At 58.8% G+C, this 22,377-nt stretch carries 17 protein-coding genes; 10 read left to right on the top strand and 7 right to left on the bottom strand.

The annotated features are described in order from the left end of the window. Both uca and atzF read left to right on the top strand, forming a co-directional pair. Positions 1–3,537: an urea carboxylase gene (uca, locus tag ACQZ6F_RS00855; RefSeq protein WP_449095339.1), complete on the top strand. Its 3,537-nt coding sequence runs from the start codon at positions 1–3 to the stop codon at positions 3,535–3,537. Further along, positions 3,537–5,348, top strand: a complete 1,812-nt coding sequence (atzF, locus tag ACQZ6F_RS00860; RefSeq protein WP_449095338.1) for an allophanate hydrolase — start codon at positions 3,537–3,539, stop codon at positions 5,346–5,348. The genes uca and atzF overlap by 1 nt, the downstream gene beginning before the upstream one ends. A gap of 295 nt (positions 5,349–5,643) precedes the next feature. Here the strand turns inward: atzF and ACQZ6F_RS00865 are convergent, their stop codons facing one another. Beyond that, entirely contained in the window at positions 5,644–6,237 is a 594-nt protein-coding gene (locus ACQZ6F_RS00865) for a Tn3 family transposase (protein WP_449095337.1), read from the bottom strand. 108 nt (positions 6,238–6,345) lie between these two features. Here ACQZ6F_RS00865 and ACQZ6F_RS00870 point away from each other — a divergent pair, with 108 nt between their 5' ends. The 4 genes from ACQZ6F_RS00870 to ACQZ6F_RS00885 all read left to right on the top strand — a co-directional run bounded on the left by ACQZ6F_RS00870 (position 6,346) and on the right by ACQZ6F_RS00885 (position 10,339). Further along, positions 6,346–6,651 (top strand): hypothetical protein, encoded by a 306-nt coding sequence (locus tag ACQZ6F_RS00870; RefSeq protein ID WP_449095336.1) that lies wholly within the window; start codon positions 6,346–6,348, stop codon positions 6,649–6,651. A 541-nt stretch (positions 6,652–7,192) separates the two neighbouring features. Continuing rightward, the gene (locus ACQZ6F_RS00875) at positions 7,193–7,624 is read left to right on the top strand and encodes a hypothetical protein (RefSeq protein WP_077467124.1); all 432 of its coding nucleotides are present in this window, start codon (positions 7,193–7,195) and stop codon (positions 7,622–7,624) included. A 518-nt stretch (positions 7,625–8,142) separates the two neighbouring features. Continuing rightward, complete coding sequence (locus ACQZ6F_RS00880; protein ID WP_449095335.1) at positions 8,143–9,555, top strand: purine-cytosine permease family protein; 1,413 nt, start codon at positions 8,143–8,145, stop codon at positions 9,553–9,555. Between the two features lie 175 nt (positions 9,556–9,730). Continuing rightward, positions 9,731–10,339, top strand: coding sequence for a DUF2026 family protein (locus ACQZ6F_RS00885; RefSeq protein ID WP_449095334.1), 609 nt, complete (start codon positions 9,731–9,733; stop codon positions 10,337–10,339). Positions 10,340–10,967: 628 nt separating this feature from the next. On the opposite strand, the gene ACQZ6F_RS00890 is transcribed toward ACQZ6F_RS00885, so the two are convergent. Next, positions 10,968–11,615: a TetR/AcrR family transcriptional regulator gene (locus ACQZ6F_RS00890; RefSeq protein WP_449095333.1), complete on the bottom strand. Its 648-nt coding sequence runs from the start codon at positions 11,613–11,615 to the stop codon at positions 10,968–10,970. 126 nt (positions 11,616–11,741) lie between these two features. Here ACQZ6F_RS00890 and ACQZ6F_RS00895 point away from each other — a divergent pair, with 126 nt between their 5' ends. Then, positions 11,742–12,929: an HlyD family secretion protein gene (locus ACQZ6F_RS00895; RefSeq protein WP_449095332.1), complete on the top strand. Its 1,188-nt coding sequence runs from the start codon at positions 11,742–11,744 to the stop codon at positions 12,927–12,929. A gap of 27 nt (positions 12,930–12,956) precedes the next feature. Further along, positions 12,957–14,540: a DHA2 family efflux MFS transporter permease subunit gene (locus ACQZ6F_RS00900; RefSeq protein ID WP_077467119.1), complete on the top strand. Its 1,584-nt coding sequence runs from the start codon at positions 12,957–12,959 to the stop codon at positions 14,538–14,540. A gap of 79 nt (positions 14,541–14,619) precedes the next feature. Here ACQZ6F_RS00900 and ACQZ6F_RS00905 read toward each other — a convergent pair whose 3' ends face one another. From ACQZ6F_RS00905 to ACQZ6F_RS00925, 5 genes are all read right to left on the bottom strand, one after another. Then, the gene (locus tag ACQZ6F_RS00905) at positions 14,620–15,933 is read right to left on the bottom strand and encodes a hemolysin family protein (protein WP_449095331.1); all 1,314 of its coding nucleotides are present in this window, start codon (positions 15,931–15,933) and stop codon (positions 14,620–14,622) included. Positions 15,934–16,031: 98 nt separating this feature from the next. Continuing rightward, positions 16,032–16,940, bottom strand: a complete 909-nt coding sequence (locus ACQZ6F_RS00910; protein ID WP_449095330.1) for a TIGR03571 family LLM class oxidoreductase — start codon at positions 16,938–16,940, stop codon at positions 16,032–16,034. 184 nt (positions 16,941–17,124) lie between these two features. Then, on the bottom strand, positions 17,125–17,496 hold the full coding sequence (locus ACQZ6F_RS00915) for a PsiF family protein (protein WP_449095329.1): 372 nt from the start codon (positions 17,494–17,496) through the stop codon (positions 17,125–17,127). A 156-nt stretch (positions 17,497–17,652) separates the two neighbouring features. Further along, a complete protein-coding gene (locus ACQZ6F_RS00920) occupies positions 17,653–18,486 on the bottom strand; it encodes a sugar phosphate isomerase/epimerase family protein (RefSeq protein ID WP_449095328.1) in 834 nt (277 codons plus the stop codon). Positions 18,487–18,850: 364 nt separating this feature from the next. After that, complete coding sequence (locus tag ACQZ6F_RS00925) at positions 18,851–19,885, bottom strand: LacI family DNA-binding transcriptional regulator (protein WP_449095327.1); 1,035 nt, start codon at positions 19,883–19,885, stop codon at positions 18,851–18,853. Positions 19,886–20,131: 246 nt separating this feature from the next. Between ACQZ6F_RS00925 and ACQZ6F_RS00930 the strand changes: the two genes are divergently transcribed. After that, on the top strand, positions 20,132–21,085 hold the full coding sequence (locus ACQZ6F_RS00930; protein ID WP_449095326.1) for a sugar kinase: 954 nt from the start codon (positions 20,132–20,134) through the stop codon (positions 21,083–21,085). Next, the gene (locus tag ACQZ6F_RS00935; RefSeq protein ID WP_449095325.1) at positions 21,082–22,377 is read left to right on the top strand and encodes a D-tagatose-bisphosphate aldolase, class II, non-catalytic subunit; all 1,296 of its coding nucleotides are present in this window, start codon (positions 21,082–21,084) and stop codon (positions 22,375–22,377) included. Before ACQZ6F_RS00930 ends, ACQZ6F_RS00935 begins: the two co-directional genes overlap by 4 nt.

The raw sequence follows: 22,377 nt of genomic DNA on the forward strand, positions 1-22,377 counted from the left end.
ATGTTCAAGAAGATATTGATCGCCAACCGAGGCGAAATCGCAGTTCGGATCATCCGGACATTGAAACGCATGGGTATCGCCTCCGTCGTCGTCTATTCGGACGCCGACCGCTTTTCCAGGGCATCGCTGATGGCCGATGAGGCCGTAAGACTAGGCCCCGCACCGGCATCCGAGAGCTATCTCAACGTCGAGGCCGTCATCGCCGCCTGCAAGGCAACGGGCGCCGAAGCCGTGCACCCGGGTTATGGTTTCCTGTCGGAGAACATCGGCTTTGCCGAGCGGTTGGCCGCGGAAGGCATCGTCTTCATCGGCCCAACGCCGGAAAACATTGCCGCCTTCGGGCTGAAGCACACGGCGCGCGAGCTGGCGCGAGCGAGCGGCGTGCCGCTGCTGCCCGGCAGCGGTCTTGTGGAGACGAGCGCAGCCGCGCTCGCAGCCGCTATGGAGATCGATTACCCAGTCATGCTGAAATCGACAGCGGGCGGCGGCGGTATCGGCATGCAGCTTTGCGAAGATGCCGATAGTCTGAAGTCTGCCTTCGAAAGCGTGCAGCGCACCGCCAAGGCAAGCTTCGGCGACGCGCGCGTCTTTCTCGAGCGCTTCGTCTCCAAGGCCCGGCACGTCGAGGTACAGATCTTCGGCGACGGCGAAGGACGGGTGATCGCGCTTGGCGAGCGCGACTGCTCGCTTCAGCGCCGGAACCAGAAGGTGATCGAGGAAACCCCCGCCCCCGGTCTTTCGCGGGCCGTACGAGAGCGCCTGCATGCCGCGGCCGTGGCACTCGGCACCTCCGCACGCTATCAATCCGCCGGGACGGTGGAATTCATCTACGATCCGCTGCGCGAGGAATTCTACTTTCTGGAGGTCAATACCCGCCTGCAGGTCGAACATCCGGTCACAGAGGCCGTCTACGGCATCGACCTCGTCGGATGGATGATCCGCCAAGCGGCCGGCGAGGATGTGATATCGGGCAATGAGGATCTGAAGCCAAGCGGCGCTGCGATCGAAGCCCGCATCTATGCCGAGATGCCACATGCCGGCTTCCGGCCGAGCGCGGGCCTGTTGACGGAAGTTATCTTCCCGGCGAATGCGCGCGTGGATGGCTGGATCGAAACGGGCACGGAAGTCACGCCCTTCTATGATCCCATGCTTGCGAAGGTGATCGTCGCGGCCGAAGACCGGCCGGCCGCAATCGAGAAGCTGCAACATGCGCTTGCCGAGAGTTCCATCGCCGGCATCGAAACCAATCTCGAATACCTCAAGGCGATTGCGGGATCGGATCTGCTTTCGAGCGGCGATGTGGCGACGACCGCGCTCAAGGATTTCGTCTTCGTGCCCGATATTATCGAGGTGGTGGCGCCGGGTGCGCAGTCGAGCATTCAGGAACTGCCCGGCAGGCTCGGCCTCTGGCATGTCGGCGTGCCGCCGAGCGGCCCCATGGACGAGCGCTCGTTCCGCCATGCCAACAGGCTCGTCGGCAACGCCGATGAGACGGCGGCGCTGGAACTCACCGTATCCGGACCGGTGCTCAGGATCTTCTCGGACATCACCATCGCGCTTGCAGGCGCACGCATGCCGATGAAACTCGACGGCGTACCGCTGCCGCATGACGAAGCCGTCAGCATCAAGGCAGGTCAGACGCTTGCGATCGGTGCGATAGAGGGCGCGGGCCAGCGCGCCTATCTTGCCGTTGCGGGCGGGTTTGCAGCCCCCGTCATGCTCGGATCGAGAGCGACATTCGGCCTTGGAAAATTCGGCGGGCACGCCACCGGCACGCTCCAGACCGGCCATGTGCTGAGACTGGCACGTGCAGCGCAGTTGAGAACCAAGGCAGCCGATACTCCTGCACCGCTGAGCCGTAGCTGGCGGGTCGGCGTTCTCTACGGTCCGCATGGCGCGCCTGATTTCTTTCTGGAAGACGATATCGAGGCGCTGTTCTCGACGGAATACGAGGTGCATTTCAACAGCGCCCGCACCGGCGTGCGTCTGATCGGCCCTGCACCGAAATGGGCGCGTAGCGATGGCGGCGAAGCAGGCCTTCATCCCTCCAATCTCCATGACAATGCCTATGCTGTGGGAGCCATCGACTTTACCGGCGACATGCCGATCATTCTCGGCCCGGATGGCCCAAGCCTTGGCGGTTTCGTCTGCCCTGCCGTCATTGCGCGCGACGAGCAATGGAAGATGGGGCAGTTCAAGCCCGGCGACAAAATCCGCTTTCATCCGGCCGCACGCGTGCAGGATCCCATTGCCGGTCCGGTTGTGCGGCGCATCGGCGATGAAGCGGGGTCGGCAATCATCGGCCAAAGCGAGAGCGGCCCGGTACCCGTCGTCTATCGACGCCAGGGTGACGACAATCTGCTGGTCGAATATGGCGCGATGACCCTCGACATCGCGCTGCGCCTGCGAGTGCACCTGCTGATGCAGCCGATCATCGAGGCCCGTTTACCCGGCATCATCGACCTGACACCCGGCATCCGATCGCTGCAGATCCATTATGACGGCACCACCCTCACGCGAATGCGTCTGCTGGGTCTGCTGGCCGAGATCGAGGCAAGCCTGCCGGCCGCGCAGCAGGTCAAGGTCCCGAGCCGCACCGTTCATCTGCCGCTCTCCTGGAATGATCCGGACGCCGAGCTCGCAATGCGCAAATATCAGGAACTCGTGCGCCCGAACGCGCCCTGGTGCCCGTCCAATATCGAGTTCATTCGCCGCATCAACGGGTTGCCCGACGAGCAGGCCGTGCGCGACATCGTCTTCGATGCCAGCTATCTGGTGCTCGGCCTCGGGGATGTCTATCTCGGCGCGCCGGTCGCAACCCCGGTCGATCCGCGCCATCGACTGGTGACGACGAAGTACAATCCGGCCCGCACATGGACGCCGGAAAATGCCGTCGGCATCGGCGGCGCCTATATGTGCATCTATGGCATGGAGGGACCGGGCGGCTACCAGCTTTTCGGCCGTACCATTCAGGTCTGGAATAGCTGGAGGCAGACGCCGGTCTTCGGCAAGGGCAAGCCATGGCTGCTGAACTTCTTCGATCAGGTTCGTTTCTTTCCCGTCAGTCATGAGGAGCTGACGGAGGCCCGTGCCGCCTTCCCGCATGGCGGCTATCCGGTCAAAATCGAGGAGACCGAGTTTTCCTACGGTGCCTATGAATCAGGACTTGCCCGCGACGCGGTTACAATCGGCGCTTTCAAGTCCAGGCAACAGGCGGCCTTCGAAGCGGAGCGCCAGCGCTGGAAGGAGCTCGGCCTCGACAGCTTTACGGTCGACGAAGGCTCCGGTCCCGGATTGGGCGGCGACATACCCGAAGGCTGCTTCGGCATCGAAAGTGCCGTACCCGGCAACGTCTGGAAAATACTCGTCGAAGAGGGCCAGCCGGTTGCGGCCGGCGATACATTGGCCATCATTGAATCCATGAAAATGGAAATCAACGTCACGGCACACGCCGCCGGGCGCGTCCGCGATCTGCGCGCCGGCCCGGGGCATAATGTCAAAGCCGGCGATGTGCTCGTCATACTGGAGGAAATCTGATGCTTCCCACCATTCTCGACTTCGCTTCGCTGAAAGCGGCCTATGCGGCAGGTCTCTCGCCCCTCGATCTGGTGGAGGAGATCATCGCCAGACTTAAGGCATCGGACGATCCGGCGATCTTCATCACCATCACACCGGACGATGATCTGCGCGCGGCAGCCCGCGAGCTTTTGGCAAAAGCACCCGAAGTCAACAGCCTGCCGCTTTGGGGCATTCCTTTCGCAGTGAAGGACAATATCGACGTCGCCGGCCTGCCAACAACAGCCGGTTGCCCGGCCTTTGCCTATCACCCTGCAGAGGATGCGGCAGTCGTTGCACGGCTGAAGGCGGCCGGTGCCATCGTCATCGGCAAGACCAACCTCGATCAATTCGCAACCGGCCTCAACGGCACACGCTCGCCGCATGGCGCACCGCGCTCGGTTTTCGACCGTAACTACGTCTCCGGCGGCTCCAGCTCCGGCTCAGCCGTTGCCGTTGCAAGCGGATTGGCAAGCTTCTCGCTCGGCACCGACACGGCGGGCTCGGGCCGTGTGCCAGCCGCGTTCAACAATCTCGTGGGCATCAAGCCGACGCCGGGGTTGGTGCCGAATGTCGGGGTGGTGCCGGCCTGCCGCAGCGTCGATGTCGTCACCGTCTTTTCAGCGACGGTCGGGGACGGCATTGCCGTGCGCCGGATCATGGAAGGTTATGACATCAGGGATCCGTTTTCGCGCCATGCCGTACCGGCCAGCCTGCCATCGTCAGGCCCACGCATCGGCGTGCTCGTTGGCGCCGAACGGGAGTTCTATGGGAATAAGGAAGTCGAGGCGCTCTATGACGCCGCCATCGAGCGGGCGAAGTCGCTGGGCGCCACTATTGTACCCTTCGACTATGCGCCTTTCAGGCAGGCTGCCGAATTGCTCTATAACGGCCCGTGGGTCGCCGAGCGGCTGGCGGCGGTGAAGGGTTTTCTGGCGACGAATGCCGGTGATTTCGACCCGACGGTGCGGACCATCATCGAAGGAGCAAAGGCCTATGACGCCGTCGCCGCCTTCGAGGGCCGTTACAGGCTGGAAGCTTTGCGGCAAAGGACGAAGGCAGAATGGGAGAAAGTGGATTTCCTGATGCTGCCGACCTCCCCCACTACCTACACTGTGGAGGAAATGCAGGCGGATCCAATCGTTAAGAACGGCCATTTCGGCCGCTATACCAATTTCGCCAATCTGCTCGACTGCGCGGCGATCGCCATACCCGCAGGCTTTGACGCCAACGCTCATCTGCCCGCCGGCGTGATGCTTGTCGGCCCCGCTTTCACCGACGAGGCTCTGGCTCCCTTCGCCGACGCCATCCACCGCGCCTTGAATGCGGGCATGGGCAAGGACCGCACCGCCGCGCTGCCCGAGGCAAGCCGCGTAGCGCCAGCAAGTGACGACTTCGTGCCGATTGTGGTCGTCGGTGCGCATCTCAGTGACATGCCGCTCAACCACCAACTGATCGGACCGGGCGGATATCGAGTGAAGACTTGCCGGACGGACGGCAGTTATCGTCTCTTCGCGCTTCCTGACACCACGCCACCCAAGCCGGGTCTGGTGCGCGATCCGGGTTTTGCGGGCAAGGGCGTGGAGGTCGAGGTCTGGGCCCTCCCCCCTGCGGCATTCGCTCGTTTCGTCCAGAATATTCCGGCACCCCTCGGCGTGGGCAAGATCACGCTCGACGATGGAAGCGGTATTTCTGGTTTTCTCTGCGAGGTCCACGCCATCACCGGCGCTCGGGAGATTACCGAATTCGGCGGGTGGCGGAACTACGTTCACGCCGCCAATCCGGCAGCCTGAGTCGAGGAGAGAGCGGCATGTGGAAATTGTTGACAAGGATAGCGCGACTTATCTGCCAAGGCCTGATCGCCCGGACTTCCGCGATCGGCACCTGGCGACCCGCCGCGATCATCAAGCACAAATGATGCGCATAGTAGATCTTCGCTGATAGCTGCCTTTTGGCTGATAATCGCGTTGAAGCTATTCGAGCCGGCGACACTCGCGTGTGGCCGGTTCTTGCTTTGCACCTGCCGTGTACTGGGGGACCCCTCAAGGTTTTCCCGCTAATGCACCTTTTCTCGGACTGTGAACGCCCTCAGCCGGCGGCTGCAAAGATGTCATCCTTGAGGCGGAGCGGCCAGTAATCGAGCGGGATCTCCGTCGCCTGCTGCCAAAGATAGTCGCCGGTCAGGCTGATGTGATTCCAGCCGAGTGGTGCGACATGGGACGGCACCTGGTTGGGCACTGGAATTCCTGTCGCACGCAGATGCTGCATAGCCCTGTCCATATAGATCGTGTTCCAATAGACGATCGCCGCGATCACTAGATTGAGGCCCGAGGCGCGGAAGCTCTGGTTGAGCAGGGTACGGTGCGTGATGCGGCCTTGACGCTGGGTGTAGATTGCCTGAGCCAGGGAGTGGCGGGCCTCTCCCTTGTTGACGCCGGCACGACAGCAGCGCCGCAGATCCGCATCCTCGAGCCAGTCCAGGAGGAACAGGCTGCGCTCGATCCGGCCGACTTCCCGAAGCGCCAGATCGAGCCGATTCTGGCGACAGTAGGCGGCAAGCTTCTTGAGGATCGCCGATGGTGCCACGGTGCCGGCGTTGATCGACGCAACTGTGTGATCGACATCATCCCAGCACTCGGTGATGACATCCGTCGGCCACGCGGTGTCACGAATCTGGGGCATTGGGAGGTTGGAGGCCTCCACCTGAAAATATATGGTCTTGCCGCAGACGGAAAAAACATTGCCGATACATTGATCGCGCTTGCGGAAACCATCGTACAGGAAGACGTTTTGCCGCGCGTTCGTGATGAAGGTGACGACAATGGCATGGGTTTCGTTATCATTCATCCGGGTGAAATGGGTGTTTCCATTCTCGCGCACTGGTGGATACAAGGATCCGTGCTTTGTCAGCATATCTATCGTAAGCTATATGGCGCCGCCGAGCCGATGGATACTATGAAGCGACCAGTAATCGCTTGCGTTTGGGAGTTGGCTATCATCAACGCTGAGCAGGAAGCTTGGCGCAAGACAATGATGAAACACGAGCCAAATTTATCCGGGTATATGGGAAGCAGGACTGATTTTGACACAGCATAGTCTGGCGCGCTCGCTTGCCTCCGCCGATATGCGCTAACGTACGATTCCACCCTCTCCCGGAACCGACCCCAAGTGGGACGGCCAGTCTTCTCAATAGGATTGAAAATCATGCGTCATGGAAATCCTATCAATTTAAGAGGTGCGGCACTTGGGTTGCTGGTCTCATCATTCGTGCCGCCGATAATTTTTTCCGTAACCTCCCCGCTTTCCGGCAAACAAGATGTAGTCTCGATTGTCGTGACAATGTTGGTCACGTCTCCATTTTCAGTGATGTTCACAGTTCTATTTGGACTGCCGCTTTGTCTTTTCGCTGTTTGGCTCAATCTGGTGAGATGGTGGACATGTTTCATCGGTGGGGCTTTGGCAGGAGCTACAACTCTCGTAGCGGTGTCATATCCGGCCGCATACGCGATCGATAGTCTTCTAATCTATGGGTTGATTGGCGCCCTATCGGGGCTAGCGTTTTGGGTATGCTGGCATCTGACGAGTGGCAAAATTATTCGAGGTGATTGCCGCAAAAACACTGCATCAGAGGAATGATATGTCTTTCAAGACCTTCTATCGGATTGCACTGGTTCTCCCACTTATTTTACCTGTTCTTTCTTTAGTGTTTTTCCAAAGTCGCTTTTTTTCAATTCTTTTTATTTTCCTCATGCTCTCCGGCGTCGAGTATCTGTTTTTTGTTGCGATCTCGTTTGTTTATCTCTGGAGAATTCATTCTATTGAGCAAGTTCAGAGGGTTGTGTGGTTAGCGCCGCTTATTTTTATTCTATTCGCACTCGTCGGTTCGTACTTGCAGCAATTTTGGAATCGTCGTTCCAATCCGGATTTGCTTATATCACTTGATTCTACCCTACCGATAATTGTCTACGGGCTGATGTTTGGTTACGGATATTGTGTGCTCATCGAATTGGCATGCCGAATTCTGCGTGCTTTTGGCTTTATAGTAAGCGCTCATTCCCCAGCACGTTGACGGCCGTCCGATGATCGATTGCGTTCAGTTGGACGCATCTGGTGGGGTCATGCGCGACGCAAGCTTACCTTCTGTTGGCTCTTAGCGGATTTTGTTTTGTTCCATCCTTATGATGGTCGTGCTTCTATTCGACCTTGGCGTACGATTCCGCCCCCTCCCGAAGCCGACTCCTGCCAGGCATCTTGGGATGCCCGTGTTCTCGATATGTCCGAGGAAAGGTGCATTGGCGGGAAAACCTTGAGGTACCCCCTACTAGGAGCATGTAAAGGAGTGCTCCCCACCCATGAGCTGTCCAGAATCGTGCTGACCTCGACGCAGCTCAACCGTACGGCAAGAGAATGCGGTGACAGCCGCGATGGTCCGCATGCTAGCGCTGTCTGAACGAAAGCTCTCGAAGAATTTGCACACAAAGGGCTGGGATCGAGGATGCCTGCCAAGCCAAAATGTATATACAAAATGTCTTCTTCATTTATATAAAACGGGTTGTGAGTTTCGAATTCCCCCAGGAGGAGCGCATAATGAGTGGTGTCAAAACGAGCGATGGGCTCGCTGAACGCAGAACCATCGACAGAATACCGGAGGCCGAGCGGCATGGTTCCCCACGAGACCAGTTTACGCTCTGGTTCGGAGCAAACCTGCAGATCACGGCGGTACTCGATGGCGCATTGGCTGTCGTCTTCGGAGCGGAGGCGATGACTGCAATCATCGGGCTGGCCATCGGCAATATCCTTGGCGGGATCGTGATGGCGCTTCACTCGGCGCAGGGTCCTCGCCTGGGGCTGCCCCAGATGATCAGCAGCCGGGCGCAGTTCGGCGTCAAAGGCGCGACCCTCCCCTTGCTTCTGGTCATCCTTATGTATCTGGGCTTTGCCGCAACGGGCACCGTCCTTGCTGGCCAAGCCCTGAATCTCCTGCTTGGCTCATCCAATCCAGCCGTCGGCATGATCGTCTTCGGGGTGCTCACCTGCGTAATCGCGCTCGTCGGCTACAAGGTCATCCATATAATGGGACGGATTGCCACGGTCATCAGCATCATCGGTTTTGCATACCTGTCCTACCAGCTGTTTCATCAGTACGACATTCACTCGGCCTTCGGGCAAAAACCGGCAACGGTCCCGACCTTCCTGCTCGCCGTTTCGCTGTCTGCCGGATGGCAGCTTACCTATGCGCCCTATGTTGCCGATTATTCCCGCTATCTTCCGTCCTCAACGGCTGATGGCAAAGCGTTCTTCTATACGCTGTTCGGCTCGGCGCTCGCCTCGCAACTTGCCATGACGTTTGGCGTGCTTGTCGCTGCGCTCGGCGCGAAATTCCTGTCAAACCAGGTCGGTTTCCTTGGAACGCTGGCGGGCGAAGGCGCAATTCTCGTCTACGTCGTCATTGTCTGCGGAAAGCTCACGATCAATTGCCTGAACGCCTATGGCGGGTTCATGGCGATCCTCACGACCTTCACCTCGTTCAGCAATCAGACCCGTATCTCCAAGGGCGCCAGGGCGGCCTATATCATCGGTTTCGTTGTTTTGTCGGTGCTGATCGCCGTGCTGGCAAGCTCGGATTTTCTCTCGGCATTCAAGAACTTCGTCCTGATGCTGCTGGCGGTGTTCGTCCCGTGGAGCGCGATCAATCTCGTCGACTACTATCTCATCTCGAAGGAGAAGGTGGATATTCCCGCTCTCTACGATTCAAACGGCCGTTACGGTGCGTATAATTGGACTGCGCTGGGATGCTACATTCTGGGTGTGGTGGTTCAGATACCGCTTCTCAATCAGCCGCTCTATGAGGGGCCGATTGCAATCATGCTCAACGACGCCGACATTTCATGGGCCGTCGGCCTCATCGTGACTGCGGTGGCCTACTACCTCCTGCAGCGCAACGCCAAAATGGCGCCGAGCGAAATGATCCTGGACGCTGCTGCTACAGCCCAGAAGTGACCCTCAAACGGTTATGGCCGCCCGTTAAACTTGGGGCGGCCATCCTGATCCGAAAAAACAACTGCTACCAGGCTTCGAGACGACATGGCATGCATCCATGCCGCGGTGCGTCGTTTACATCGCGGCCGCCATCACTTACGGGATGGCATAAGTCATGGGTTTGGGGTGAAGGATCATGTTGATCACGCAAAGCGACTACCATCGGATCTACCGGGTCATCAATAGCCTGCTGATCAACGAGAACGCCAATCCCGCCACGGCTTCGATGTATTTCAGCACCTTCGGAGCCTTCATTCTCGAACATCATTTCAAGATCAAGGCAAAGCCGAAAGGCGGTCTAGCGGCCTATAATCTTGGCGGAAAGCACATCCTTTTCGCAGACCAGCGTGAAGATGGCCATGTCTCCGGCGCCGGCGAAAATTTCCACTGCTGGATTGAAGCGGACGATTGGGCAATTGATTTCATGGCCCCGGCATTCTCGCAGAGTGCGCCGGATTTGCTGATACCGTCTAAGATGTTTCAGCGGCCGCTCTCCGCAATGGCCGCGTCCATCAACGATCTCGCTCAGAGCGGCGATTTCTTCTATCATTCCGAGCCCGACGCAACGAGCCGGCGTTTCGCGGACTGGCGCAAGCATCCGATGATCGGAGATCTCGCGATTGTCGCAACGAACTGGTTTCGGAAGTCTCCCAAGAAAATGCAGGCGTCGATCACCGCTCAGGATCGCGGCGGCAGAACCAATCTTGTGCCGCTCATCGGCAATTCCCTGGCTGGCGCATGGTAGCAATAGAGCATTTTCGCTTTTCTTCGAATCGCGAAAATGCTCTATCCTCTTGTTTTTACGCATTTCCGGACGGAAAACCGCTGTGCACTTTTCCTGGAAATGCTCTAGATCTCCAGGAAACATGCCGCCTCCCCTCGGTCGATCACGTTTTCCGCGTTCGACTTTCGCGCAAGGGATCGTATGATCGGGCGAGCCGCTGCAGAAAGACAAATCTTCAATCACTGGCGTCAGCGGGTTACGCGATAGTGGGGGTGGATCTTGATAGCCAGGGCGATAGTCGCGATTGCATTTCTAGCGATTTCAAGCACAGCGCATGCAGCGCAGGTTATCTGCTTCCTGGAGGTGGAAGGCCAGATTTACCTTCAGGGCCGTTGTACCTATGTCCCAGACCCCAATGGCTCGTTTTCCATTGGGACCGATGACCCCGGCGGGAAGTATTTCGCCTATTCGGCGACCAGTGCCCCCAACGAGGCGACCGGTTTTTGGAATGGAACGGCGGGCGGTACGCGTGCACACGAAGATCTGGGCAAGCTTCATAGAAATGGTGGATGCTGGGTCAACGACAAGGCAAAGATTTGCGCCTGGCGTTGAACGGTGAGACGCACGGCTTCGCCAGACGCGCAATCAGTCAGACCTGACAGCCCCTCAGGAAGATATCGGCGCAAATCCGGGCACGCTGGGTGATCTCCTCGATGCCCGGCGGCTTCTCCTGGCGCAGGATGGCGGCGCGTTGAGGCTCCATGATCATCATACCGCGCAGCATGCCGGAGGCCATGTGCGGGTCCTCCAGCCTGATCAGCCCACGCTCGGCCTGCTTCGTCAGCCATTTCTCCATGACGGCATTGGAGCCGATGATAGCGGTCTGATAAAAGTCCGTGGCGATCTCGGGAAAGCGGTCGGATTCGGCGATGATCAGACGCATCATGTCGATCGTGTCAGGCGACATCGTCAGCATGCCGTAGGCCGTCAGCAACCGCTCCAGCCCTTCCCGCAGGTCCATGGTGGCGAGCGTCGATTGGTCGAGAGCCAGAAAAAACCGATTGATTCGATCGGAGATGATGCTGGATAGCAGATCCTCCTTGGCCGGGAACAGCCGGTAAAGCGTCTTCGTCGACACTCCGGCTGCTTGTGCGATCACATTGATGCTCGTGGCCGCATAGCCATTTTCGCGGAACTGGACATCCGCAGCCTCGATGATCAGGCCTTTCGTATCGTCATCGCAGCGGATTTGGGGACGGCCCCTCGATCTCTTCTCAATTAATTGAATTTCGACCATTTCAATTTTCCAAATTTCTGTTGACTTCCATTTTATAGTGCATATTTTGGAAAACATCAAGTTTCCTAAATAGCAGGCCGAATTTTTTCGCATCCCAAAGCGATCGGCTCATCAGGAGAAGCAACAGTGGAAAACAAGGTTCATGTATTGAACGCCAACAAGCAGGCGCCATCAGCTGAAGCGCCGGCCCCGACCATGGATGCCGGCAAGCCGGGAATAGCGGTGGAACCGGCAGCCGTTGCGGCCGAGGAAAAGCCTGCACCGAAGCGCGGCAAGTCGTTCCTGCTCGGAGCCACCGCGCTCGTGGTCATTGCTGCCGCCGCCTATTACGGCCATAACTACTGGACGGTCGGCCGCTTTCAGGTCTCCACGGATGATGCCTATGTGCAAGCCGACAACAGCGCCATCGCGCCGAAGATTTCCGGCTACATCACCAATGTGCTCGTCAACGATAATCAAACGGTGAAGGCTGGCCAGGTGCTCGCCCGCATCGATGATCGCGACTTCAAGACGGCGCTGGACCAGGCTAAGGCCGATGTTGCCGCCGCGCAGGCCGATGTCGAAGCCAAGCAGGCCTCTCTTGAGATGCAGCAATCACTGATCCTGGCCGCCCAGGCGACAGTCGATGTCGACAAGGCCAACGAGACCTTTGCCGAGCAGAACGACAAGCGTTATGCCAGCCTCTCGGTCAACGGCTATGCCGCCGTGCAAACGGCACAGCAGGCCGCCTCGCAGATCGCTGCTGCTCGCGCTGCAATCGACCGCGATACGGCATCGCTCGCCGCCACCACCAAGCAGGTTGACCTGCTGAAGGCTCAATTGGCGCAGGCCAAGGCAACACTTGCCCATGACCAGGCCGTCCAGAGCCAGGCGGAACTCAACCTCTCCTATACGGCGATTACAGCGCCGCTCGACGGCGTCGTCGGCAACCGCACGCTGCGCGTCGGCCAGTATGTGCAGGCGGGCACGCAGTTGATGTCTGTCGTGCCGACGTCGGCTGCCTATATCATCGCCAATTACAAGGAGACCCAGTTGACCGACGTGCATGCCGGTCAGCCTGTCGACATCGAGGTCGACATGTTCCCCGGCCGGGTCTATCACGGCCACGTCGATAGTCTCGCGCCCGCCAGCGGTCAGGAATTCGCTCTGCTGCCGCCGGATAACGCCACGGGCAATTTCACCAAGGTCGTGCAGCGCATCCCCGTCAAGATCGTTCTCGATCGCGACAGCGCCACGTCGGGCGATCTGCGCCCCGGCATGTCGGTACAGCCGAGCATCGACATCAAGACGGTCGATCAGGGCCCTGGGGCCTGACCGGTGGGGGATGAGGAGTATTGAGCCATGTCCACCATCGCAGCCACCGCCGTGCCGCAGCCGAGCGCCAAGGCCAGCACCAGAGAATGGATCGCCGTGCTTGCCGGCATGATCGGCGCCTTCATGGCGATCCTCAACATTCAGATCACCAATGCGTCGCTTCTTGATATCGAAGGCGGTATCGGCACGGGCGTCGACAACGGCGCCTGGATTTCGACCTCCTATCTGATCGGCGAGATCGTCGTCATTCCGTTGACGGCTTTTTTCAGCAACGTCTTCTCGTTTCGCCGCTATATTCTCGTGAATTCGATTCTGTTTCCGCTGTTTTCGATCGCTTGCGCCTTCGCGCATGATCTCGGGACGATGATCGTATTGCGGGGATTGCAGGGCTTTGCCGGCGGCGTGCTGATCCCGATGGCCTTCACCATGATCCTCACCAAGCTGCCGAAGTCGCAGCAGCCGACAGGGCTGGCCCTTTTCGCGCTTTCGGTCACGGTCGCTCCGGCGATCGGCCCGACTATCGGTGGTTACCTTACGGAAAATTACGGCTGGCAGACGATCTTCTTCATCAACGCACTGCCGAGCGCCATCATGGCGATCGCCCTTGCGCTGACGCTCGAAAAAGGCCCGATGCGGCTTGGTCTTCTCAAGGAAGGTGACTGGGCGGGGATTGCGACGATGGCGATCGGACTTTCGGCGCTGCAGACCGTGCTTGAAGAAGGCAACAAGGACGACTGGTTCTCGTCGCCGTTCATCCTGAAGCTCAGTGCCATTGCCGTCATCTCGCTCAGCGCCTTCATCTGGATAGAGCTGACGGTCAAGAACCCGCTGGTGAAGCTGCGGCTGCTGACGCAGCGCAATTTCGGCATCGGTGTTCTCGTCAACGTCCTGGTTGGCTTCGCCCTGTTCGGCTCGGTCTATATCTTGCCGCAATATCTCGGTCAGGTGCAGCGCTACAATGCCGAGCAGATCGGCAACGTGCTTGCGTGGACGGGTCTGCCGCAGCTCATCCTCATCCCGCTGGTGCCGATGATGATGAAGCGCTTCGACGTCCGCTATATCGGGTTTCTCGGCATCGCCATCTTCGCGATCAGCTGCTTCATGAACGTGACGCTTTCGGCCGATACCGCCGGCGACCAGTTCTGGATCCCGAACATCGTGCGCGCCATCGGCCAGGCCATGGTCATCACGCCGATCACCGCCATCACGACCGCCGGTATCGCTGCCGCCGATGCCGCCGCCGCATCGGGTCTCACCAACATGCTGCGAAATCTCGGAGGCGCTGTCGGGACGGCAACGCTCGGCACGGTGCTCACCAAACGCGAGCAGTTCCATTCCAATATCATTGGACAGTCGGTGACCCTATCCCGTGACGAGGTGCGTGAGCGGCTGACGCAGGTGACCAATTACTTCGTGTCGCATGGCGTCTCGGATCACGCCCTTGCCACCCAGAAAGCAACGGTTGCTCTCGGCAACATCATCAAGCGGCAGGCGCTGATCATGGGCTTTAGCGATACTTTTGCCGTGATCGGCATTCTGCTGGCAACAGCGGCGGTCGCCGTCCTCTTCGCGCGCAAGCCCGCGCCCGGTGGTGGAGCCGGCGCTCACTAGGCCGACTTGGCCAAGTTAACCTGCTTGAAGGGCGCAGAGAGCGAAAACCTGGGGCAAGACCAGAGGTCTTGCCCCTTTATCAGTCCGGATTCCGTCCTCGAATGCTGCTTGTGTCATCCGCGGTTACCAGCAACTTGTCGATCCTGCGCCCGTCGAGATCCACGACCTCGAACTGCCAGCCGTTTTTCGAAAAACACTCGCCCACTTCCGGAAGGTGACGCAATTCCTGGAGGACGAAGCCTGCGACGGTCTGATAGTCGCGATCGTCCTCGACGGGGAAGCTCATGAAATCGGAGAATTCGTCGATGGGCATCCAGCCGGAGACGAGATAGCTGCCATCGTGTCGCCGAACGATCGCCTGTTCGCCAGCGGAATCGGGTTCGTCCTGAACGGCTCCCAGGATCGCATCCAGAATGTCGCCTGATGTTATGACGCCTTCGAAGTGGCCATATTCATCATAGACGAGAACCATGTGCGATAGAGATTTGCGCAATGCCTTGACGACATCCAGCGCGCTCGACAGATCGGAAACGATCGGCACCTGTTTCGCCAGCGCCAGGATATCGACTTCGCGGCCCGACGCTAGTGCATCGAAGAAATCCCTGGTCACCAGCACGCCGACAATCTCGTCAGAACTGTCCTTGCGCAGCGGCAAACGTGCTTTTTCACTGCGGCGTAACTGGTCGCGGACTTCTTCGAAACTGTCTTCTATATCGATGACTTCCACATCGCGGCGCGGGGTCATCAGCGCTCTGGCATTTCGATCCGCCAGACGCATGACGCCTGAAATCATGGCGGACTCTTCGTTTGCAATAACGCCCGCACTCTGAGCCTCCGCCAGGATCGTCTTGATCTCCTCGTCGCTGACGCCGTCGGCCGTTTTCCCGGATTGACCGAGTGCCCGGAGCACAAATCGTCCCGAGAAATCCAGAAGCCAGACGAGCGGTGCCGCTACGCGAGAGAGAAACACCATGGCCGGAGCAACCTTGCTCGCCACGGCTTCCGGTGCGCGCAGAGCGACCTGTTTCGGCACCAGCTCGCCGATGATCAACGAGAGATAGGTGATGGCGACGACGACCGAGCCGACGCCGATGGCGTCAGCGGCCGCAATGGACAAGCCCTTGGTGGCGAGCCAGCCCGATAATCTTGCGCCAAGCGTCGCTCCGGAAAAGGCGCCCGAGAGAACGCCGACGAGCGTGATGCCGATCTGTACGGTCGAGAGAAAGCGGCCCGGTTCTTCGGCAAGCCGGATTGCCATTGCGGCCCCTCTGCTTCCCTGATCGGAGAGAACCTTCAGGCGTGCGGGTCGTGACGACACGATCGCCAGTTCCGACATGGCAAGAACGCCGTTGAGAATGGTGAGAACGATGACGATTGAAATTTCGAGAAGCAAAGCCGGCCCTTTTTGTGTTGAGCACAAAGATAGGTTGCAAGAACAGTAAAAGCCAGCTTCTCCCCGTGATTTCCGCCGATGTCTCCTCAGGTCCCGCCTTATTCGACCGCCGGTATTACGTCGTGAGCAATCTCCTCCATCACGTCGCGGGTTGGCCTGCCCGCCGACGTAAGGTTGAAGGCGACGTGATGGATGCCAGCTTCGCGCATTGCCGATAGCGCGCCGATCAGGCCTCGCCTGCCCGTCCTTCCGCCGAGATTTATTTCCTCATAGGGCGCGTCTGGATTGTCGAGCAAATCCAAAACCATGGATTGGCCGAAGCCCCGGAACTCCGTGGTCACTTTCGTTTGCGCATTGTGCCAAAGCGCCAGACGGTCCTTTTGAACGGAGAGTGGGCGGTAATAGGTCATCCAGGCCGACGCATGCCGGGCGATCCACTCGAGCGATTGCGATGAAGAGCCGACAGCTATCATCGGAATGCTGGGCTGTTGCAGTGCCGGCCTTATGGCGAACTCGCTTCGCGCATGACCGCTTTCGTCGATGATCTTCTGATCCGGGGAAAGTGCGGCGGCAAGACGTTCCCACTCCGATTGAAAGAGCGCCTTCCGGTTCTTGACATCTCGTCCGAAGACCTCATATTCCGTCGGCCTGTCGCCGGAACCTAGACCCAGCACGAACCGCCCTTTCGACAGCGCCGTTACCGAAAGCGCCGCCTTGGCTATATGGAGAGGATGCCTCAGGGGAAGAACGATCGCGCCTGTCGCCAGGGCGATATTGGACGTGGATGCGGCCAGCGCCCCGAGGAAAACCCACGGATCGGCATGGCCGATCGGGTCGGGATAGCTCTCGCTGTTGAGGGGAACGTCCCTCACCCACAAGGCATCGAAACCCAGCTCGTCGGCATGTCTGGCGATGCTCAACTGAGCATCAAAATCCACGTCGGCATGGGTTCTTGTTTGCGCCGGCAGGACCATGCCGAATGAAAGTCGATCTGGATGGAAAAACACGTCACGTCCCGGAACATATTGCCTTGGCAAGGAGATAAGGACGATTGCGCCTGGGAAAAAGGGTGGAGCTGCGGCTTGTGGGTGGTGATGTCATTCACACCGAGTCAGCATAGCCCGCGCTCAATGGAGGCGGGCTATGTTGCCTGAAGGACGATAGTCCGTTCAGGCGGCTTGTTTCACCGGGTCAACCCGCCGCGATGCACTGTTTGACGAAGGCATGAAGCGCCTTCTTCTCGAGGCCCTTCGCTGTTCCCTGATCATGGCAGGTCTGACGTTTTGCCAGGACCGGATATTTCTGCTGTAGGCAGCTTTTTACAGAGTCTTTGCGTGCCTGGCCTTTCAGCGCCTGCCCCGTCGCGTCCTGCTGGCAGGCTTGCCGTGCTGTCTTGATATCGGCTTTCGATGGCATCATGGTGGCAGATGGCGTGGAGGCCGATGGAGTGGTGGCAGCTGCCGGCGTCGTCGTCGAAGGTGTTGCTGCTTGCGCGAAGACAGCGGTTGTCGAACACACGGTCAATACGGCGGCTGCAGCCACACTCAGAAGCTTACTGGTCATTGGCATATCCTCTTGCCTGAAAGGCTCTTCCTGTTCGTGCCATCGGGCGTTTCCAATGCTCGACGGTCTACTTGAACGGTTGGCTTGAGCTTATCCGTCGTTTGGGAGGCCAATAAATTTTCTGCGGGTCGTCCGTTGCCAAGGGTCGCTGTATTGTCAGCCGGCAGCTCTGTCCCAAAGGTCGCGTATCTCCTGCCGTAGCAGCAGGGACTCTTCCCAGCGATCCGTGGAATCTTCGCCATCCCTCCCGGTGATCGCATAGGGCTTCGGCCCCAGCTCGCAAGTGAAAGCGAGAGTGGCATCTGCGCCGGCGCGCTTTCGCCAGCTCTTGAAGCCATAATCCCACCACTCCAGGAAGAGATCGAGCCAGGGGCGATGATGCGGGAAGGAGATTTCGATCTGGACCTGCTCGCGTGAGGCGACCCGCCCATGGAACGCCCAGGAACTATCGAGTATCCGGTGCATGAGCGCATGATTTTCGTCGGATACCGGCCAGGCGAATTCACGCCCGACGAGAAAATGCGAGATGTCGCCGAGCAATCTCAGATCCGGCAGGCGATCGAGCAGGTCGAGCGTGAAGAATAGATCGGTTGTCATGCGGTCCCGATGCGTCTCGATCAACACATCGATGCCTGCCTCCTCCGCCAGGGCTTGCCAGCCTTCGAGCAAGGGAATGCAGTCCTCCAGGCGGCGCAGCCTCACATCAGGCTGAAGGCAGATGTGGCGGACATTGTATTCAGCGGCGATTTCCAGCACGGGCTTGAGATCGTCGACGGTCTTGGGAAAACACTGCCCTTCCGCTTGCAGGCCATGATGTTTGAGCAAGGCTGCGACCCGTCGAACAGCGTCGCGATCATGCCAATGCGTGCTGACGCCATCGAAGCCGGCCGCTGCGACTTTTTTGACATTCTCCTCGAGCGTGAGCTCCGGATATCTCGCGCTGCGCCGCTCCATGGCCCAGAGCGATTGAAAGATGAGCATATTTTGCATGGTGCCTCCCGTACCGCTGCGAAGGTCTCACCATGAATTCCGTGCTTTTGCTAGCGGATATGCCGACGACTTGTGTGCACCGGGCTATTTCATTGCAAGGCGGATGTATTCACACAAGCTGCGCTGCAGATGTGAGGGTTTTTCATCAAAATCACCCCACAGGCAATGCCCTGAGCCGTCTCTTGTCAAAGGCGCATCGCGCTCCATATGCCTTATTTGGTTCTCCCCCCGCCGCCGGCCTTAACTGGTTGTTGATGGCGGGAAATGCCGGAGCCTGCGGGCCCTCCTTCCGCAGGCTCCGGCGTTACCATTTCCAAAGCCACCGAAGAGCCATGATCTTTCCTGACGTTCGGCTGGAAAGGTGTCAGGCCGATTGCCGCATGACCAGCGTGCCATGCGGGCGAATGATGGAGGCGATCGTTCTGCCCGATGTATCGACGTCACCTAATAGTGACATCAGCGCCTCGACGCTCTTGGCCGTCATGGCGGCGAAATCCTGGGCCATCGTTGTCAAGGGCGGGCAAGCGTAGCGGCTGAGCGGATGGTCGTCATGTGCAGCGATCCGCAGATCATCGCCACTCTTGCGACCGACCTTAAGCCCATGCGCAAAAGCTGCCGCCATGACACCGAAGGCGAGGCGATCGTTGGCGCAAAGGATCGTCCGGCGCGGCAGAGTATTCGTCTTCAGCATATCGTCCATCTGCTCGTAGCCGACACGCTCGAATTCCCACGTATAGGGCGATATTGTCTTGATCACCAAAGGTTCGTGACCCGAAGCTTCCATGGTGGCGACATAGCTCGCCAGTCTTTCCGGCGAGTTGTGATTGACGTGCGGTCCATCGAGATAGGCGGGTGCCTCGCCGGACCGGCAGAGATATTCGACCATCGTCGCGACGCTCTGGCTGTTATCGTTGCCGATGAAAGGCGTATTCCCCTCGATATAAGTGTCGAAGCACACGACCGGCACATTCTGAGCCAGCCGCCCGAACGCCTTTGGATCGGATATCTGTCCCAATGGTGCGACAAGGGCGCCGGCGACCTTCAGGGAGAGAATGGTATTGATCGCGTCCGCCTCGAGTTCGGGCAAGCCATGCGAAGAAAACACGATTGGCCAGTAGCCCTCGTTGCGCAGCCGAAGCTCCAGGCGATTGACAATTTCCGCGTAGAATGGATCCGTCAGGGTCGGAACGAGGATGCCGATATTACGGGTGCGCTTGCGATTGAGATTCCGGGCATAAATGTTCGGCTGATAATCCGAGGAGCGCAGGGCTGCCTCGATCAATGAGCGAGTCGCCGGCTTTACGCTTGTGGGATCATCGAAATATTTCGAAAGCGTCGGTCGGGAAACGCCGCAGGACCTGGCAAAATCCTCCATTGTTTTGTGCGTCATTTTTTCCATCGAAACCGACCATTCTCGCTGCGCAATTATCTGCCATCTGCCTTATGCGAATTCGTGAGAAGAAGTGCAAGCGATGACAAAATTCCCGTAAAAATTTTCCGAGTTTTATGACGCTTAAAATATTACGTGCGATAACTTATTAGTTGACGTGAAAAAGAGCAATCCATAGAACGAAGCTGGTTGCAGCGAGCTCGCCTATCGAGCGGGAAGCTGCCAGGTTCAATTCGAGGAGTAAGCTCAACCGCCATGAAGAAGCTCGTCAGCGCCGGAGAGATCGTCGTCGAAATCATGGCGGATCGCGTCGATCAGAGCCTTGCGGAACCCGGACTGCTGCACGGCCCCTTCCCGTCCGGAGCGCCGGCGATTTTCATCGCGCAGGCCGCCCGCCTTGGGCAGCCGGCTGGCCTCATCAGTGCTGTGGGCGATGACGATTTCGGCCATCTCAATATTAATCGATTGCGGGATTGGGGCGCGGATGTCTCGGCCATTGCCGTGCACAAGGAGCAGGCGACAGGCTCCGCCTTCGTTTCATATCGTGCCGACGGAAGCCGCCATTTCGTCTTCAATATAAAGAACAGCGCGGCCGGGTCGATCGAGATGGATCAACGGGCCGCCACACTTCTGGATGGCGCCGATCATTTTCACGTCATGGGTTCCTCGCTGTTTTCCGAGAGGGCCACATCCGTCATCCTTGCGGCTATCGAGAAGGTCAAGCGTAAGGGAGGTACGGTCTCCTTCGATCCCAACATCCGTAAGGAGATGATCGATCTGCCCGGCATGCGGGAGGCGCTGACCAAGGTCCTGACGCTGACGGATATTTTCCTGCCGAGCGGCGAGGAGCTATTCATCTTCACCGAGGCTACCGATGAGGCTGCAGCCGTAGCTGAAATGCTCGGGCGAGGCATGTCCGCCGTGATCGTCAAGAAAGGCTCCGCAGGTGCTGCCTACTACGACAGGAATGGCCAGGCGACGGTCGGTGGCTTTCCTGTGGTGGAGGTCGATCCAACCGGCGCAGGTGATTGTTTTGGCGCGGGATTTGTTTCTCTTTGGCTTCGTGGAGAGCGGCCCGAGAACGCGCTTCGAATTGCCTGCGGCTGCGGCGCGCTTGCCGTCACCCGCAAGGGCCCGATGGAAGGGATCGCGACACTTGCCGAGGTGCAGGCGTTTCTTGCTGGTGTCCCCCAGGAGGTGGCATCGTGAGTGCGGCGCAACGCCTTGCCGCCATGCCGCAGAAAAGGGCCAAAGGATTGCCATCCGGCATCACCTCCGTGTGTTCGGCGCATCCGCTTGTTATCGAGGCAGCATTGCGGCATGGCAAAGCCAGAGATGCCGATGTGCTCATCGAGGCGACCTGCAATCAGGTTAATCAGGATGGCGGCTACACCGGAATGACGCCGGCCGATTTCCGGCGTTTCGTCGAAGCGATTGCCACGAAGGTTGGCTTTCATCGAGATAGGCTCATTCTGGGCGGCGATCATCTCGGTCCGAACCCTTGGAAACACCTGCGTGCCGAAGAGGCGATGTCAAAGGCGAAGGTGATGATCGATGCTTTCGCCGCTGCCGGCTTTGCCAAGCTGCATCTCGATACCAGCATGGCCTGCTCGGACGACCCGCAGGCCCTCTTGGATGTAACTATTGCAGCCAGGGCGGCGCAATTGGCTGACGTATCAGAAGCCCGGATGCGCCACTTAGAGCTGCTTGCTCCAAGCTACATCATCGGTACTGAAGTTCCCGTTCCCGGCGGTGCAGTCGAAGCGCTCGATCATATGCATGTCACGACGCCGGATGACGCGCGCGCAACCGTGGAGCTGCATCGACAGGCCTTTACCCGCCTCGGCCTAGAGGCTGCATTCGATCGCGCAATCGGCGTCGTCGTCCAGCCAGGCGTCGAATTCGGCAATGCCGACGTTATCGGTTACCAGCGACCAGCGGCCGCCAAGCTGGCTGCGTCCTTGAAAGACATGCCGCAATTCGTGTTTGAGGCGCATTCCACGGACTATCAGAGCGGCGAAGCGCTTCGCGATCTCGTCAGCGATGGCTTTGCGATCCTGAAGGTCGGCCCATGGCTGACTTTCGCCCTCCGCGAAAGCCTCTACGGCTTGGGCGCCATTGCCGGTGTGGTTGCACCGAGCGGAACAGGAGAGGCCCTCTCAGCTATCATGGAACGGATCATGCTCGCCTCACCAGCGCACTGGCAGAAATATTATCCCGGTGATGCCCACGAGCAGTTCATCCAACGGCATTATTCTTTCAGCGACCGCATTCGCTATTATTGGGCGTTGCCTGACGCGCAAGCTGCCGTCGAGAAGCTGCTGTCTGCTCTGGACGGACATAAAATCCCTCGCCCGCTGATCAGCCAATATCTGGGCCATCTGGAGCCCGCGGTTGCTGACGGATCGGTGAGAGCCGAGGCCCGTGCCCTGCTTATCGCCAGCGTTTCCCGCGTGCTCGACATCTATGCGAATGCCATCGATTCCGCGGTGCGGGCGTAA

This window comes from Rhizobium sp. A22-96 (assembly GCF_053521805.1).

What these genes read in the sequence shown, in the direction of transcription:
- ACQZ6F_RS00865 (WP_449095337.1), bottom strand. Translation starts at nt 6,237, where the DNA reads ATGCCCCAGATTCGTGACACCGCGTGGCCGACGGATGTCATCACCGAG.
- ACQZ6F_RS00930 (WP_449095326.1), top strand. Translation starts at nt 20,132, where the DNA reads ATGAAGAAGCTCGTCAGCGCCGGAGAGATCGTCGTCGAAATCATGGCG.
- ACQZ6F_RS00880 (WP_449095335.1), top strand. Translation starts at nt 8,143, where the DNA reads ATGAGTGGTGTCAAAACGAGCGATGGGCTCGCTGAACGCAGAACCATC.
- ACQZ6F_RS00900 (WP_077467119.1), top strand. Translation starts at nt 12,957, where the DNA reads ATGTCCACCATCGCAGCCACCGCCGTGCCGCAGCCGAGCGCCAAGGCC.
- ACQZ6F_RS00925 (WP_449095327.1), bottom strand. Translation starts at nt 19,885, where the DNA reads ATGGAAAAAATGACGCACAAAACAATGGAGGATTTTGCCAGGTCCTGC.
- ACQZ6F_RS00875 (WP_077467124.1), top strand. Translation starts at nt 7,193, where the DNA reads ATGTCTTTCAAGACCTTCTATCGGATTGCACTGGTTCTCCCACTTATT.
- ACQZ6F_RS00915 (WP_449095329.1), bottom strand. Translation starts at nt 17,496, where the DNA reads ATGACCAGTAAGCTTCTGAGTGTGGCTGCAGCCGCCGTATTGACCGTG.
- atzF (WP_449095338.1), top strand. Translation starts at nt 3,537, where the DNA reads ATGCTTCCCACCATTCTCGACTTCGCTTCGCTGAAAGCGGCCTATGCG.
- ACQZ6F_RS00920 (WP_449095328.1), bottom strand. Translation starts at nt 18,486, where the DNA reads ATGCAAAATATGCTCATCTTTCAATCGCTCTGGGCCATGGAGCGGCGC.
- ACQZ6F_RS00890 (WP_449095333.1), bottom strand. Translation starts at nt 11,615, where the DNA reads ATGGTCGAAATTCAATTAATTGAGAAGAGATCGAGGGGCCGTCCCCAA.
- uca (WP_449095339.1), top strand. Translation starts at nt 1, where the DNA reads ATGTTCAAGAAGATATTGATCGCCAACCGAGGCGAAATCGCAGTTCGG.
- ACQZ6F_RS00885 (WP_449095334.1), top strand. Translation starts at nt 9,731, where the DNA reads ATGTTGATCACGCAAAGCGACTACCATCGGATCTACCGGGTCATCAAT.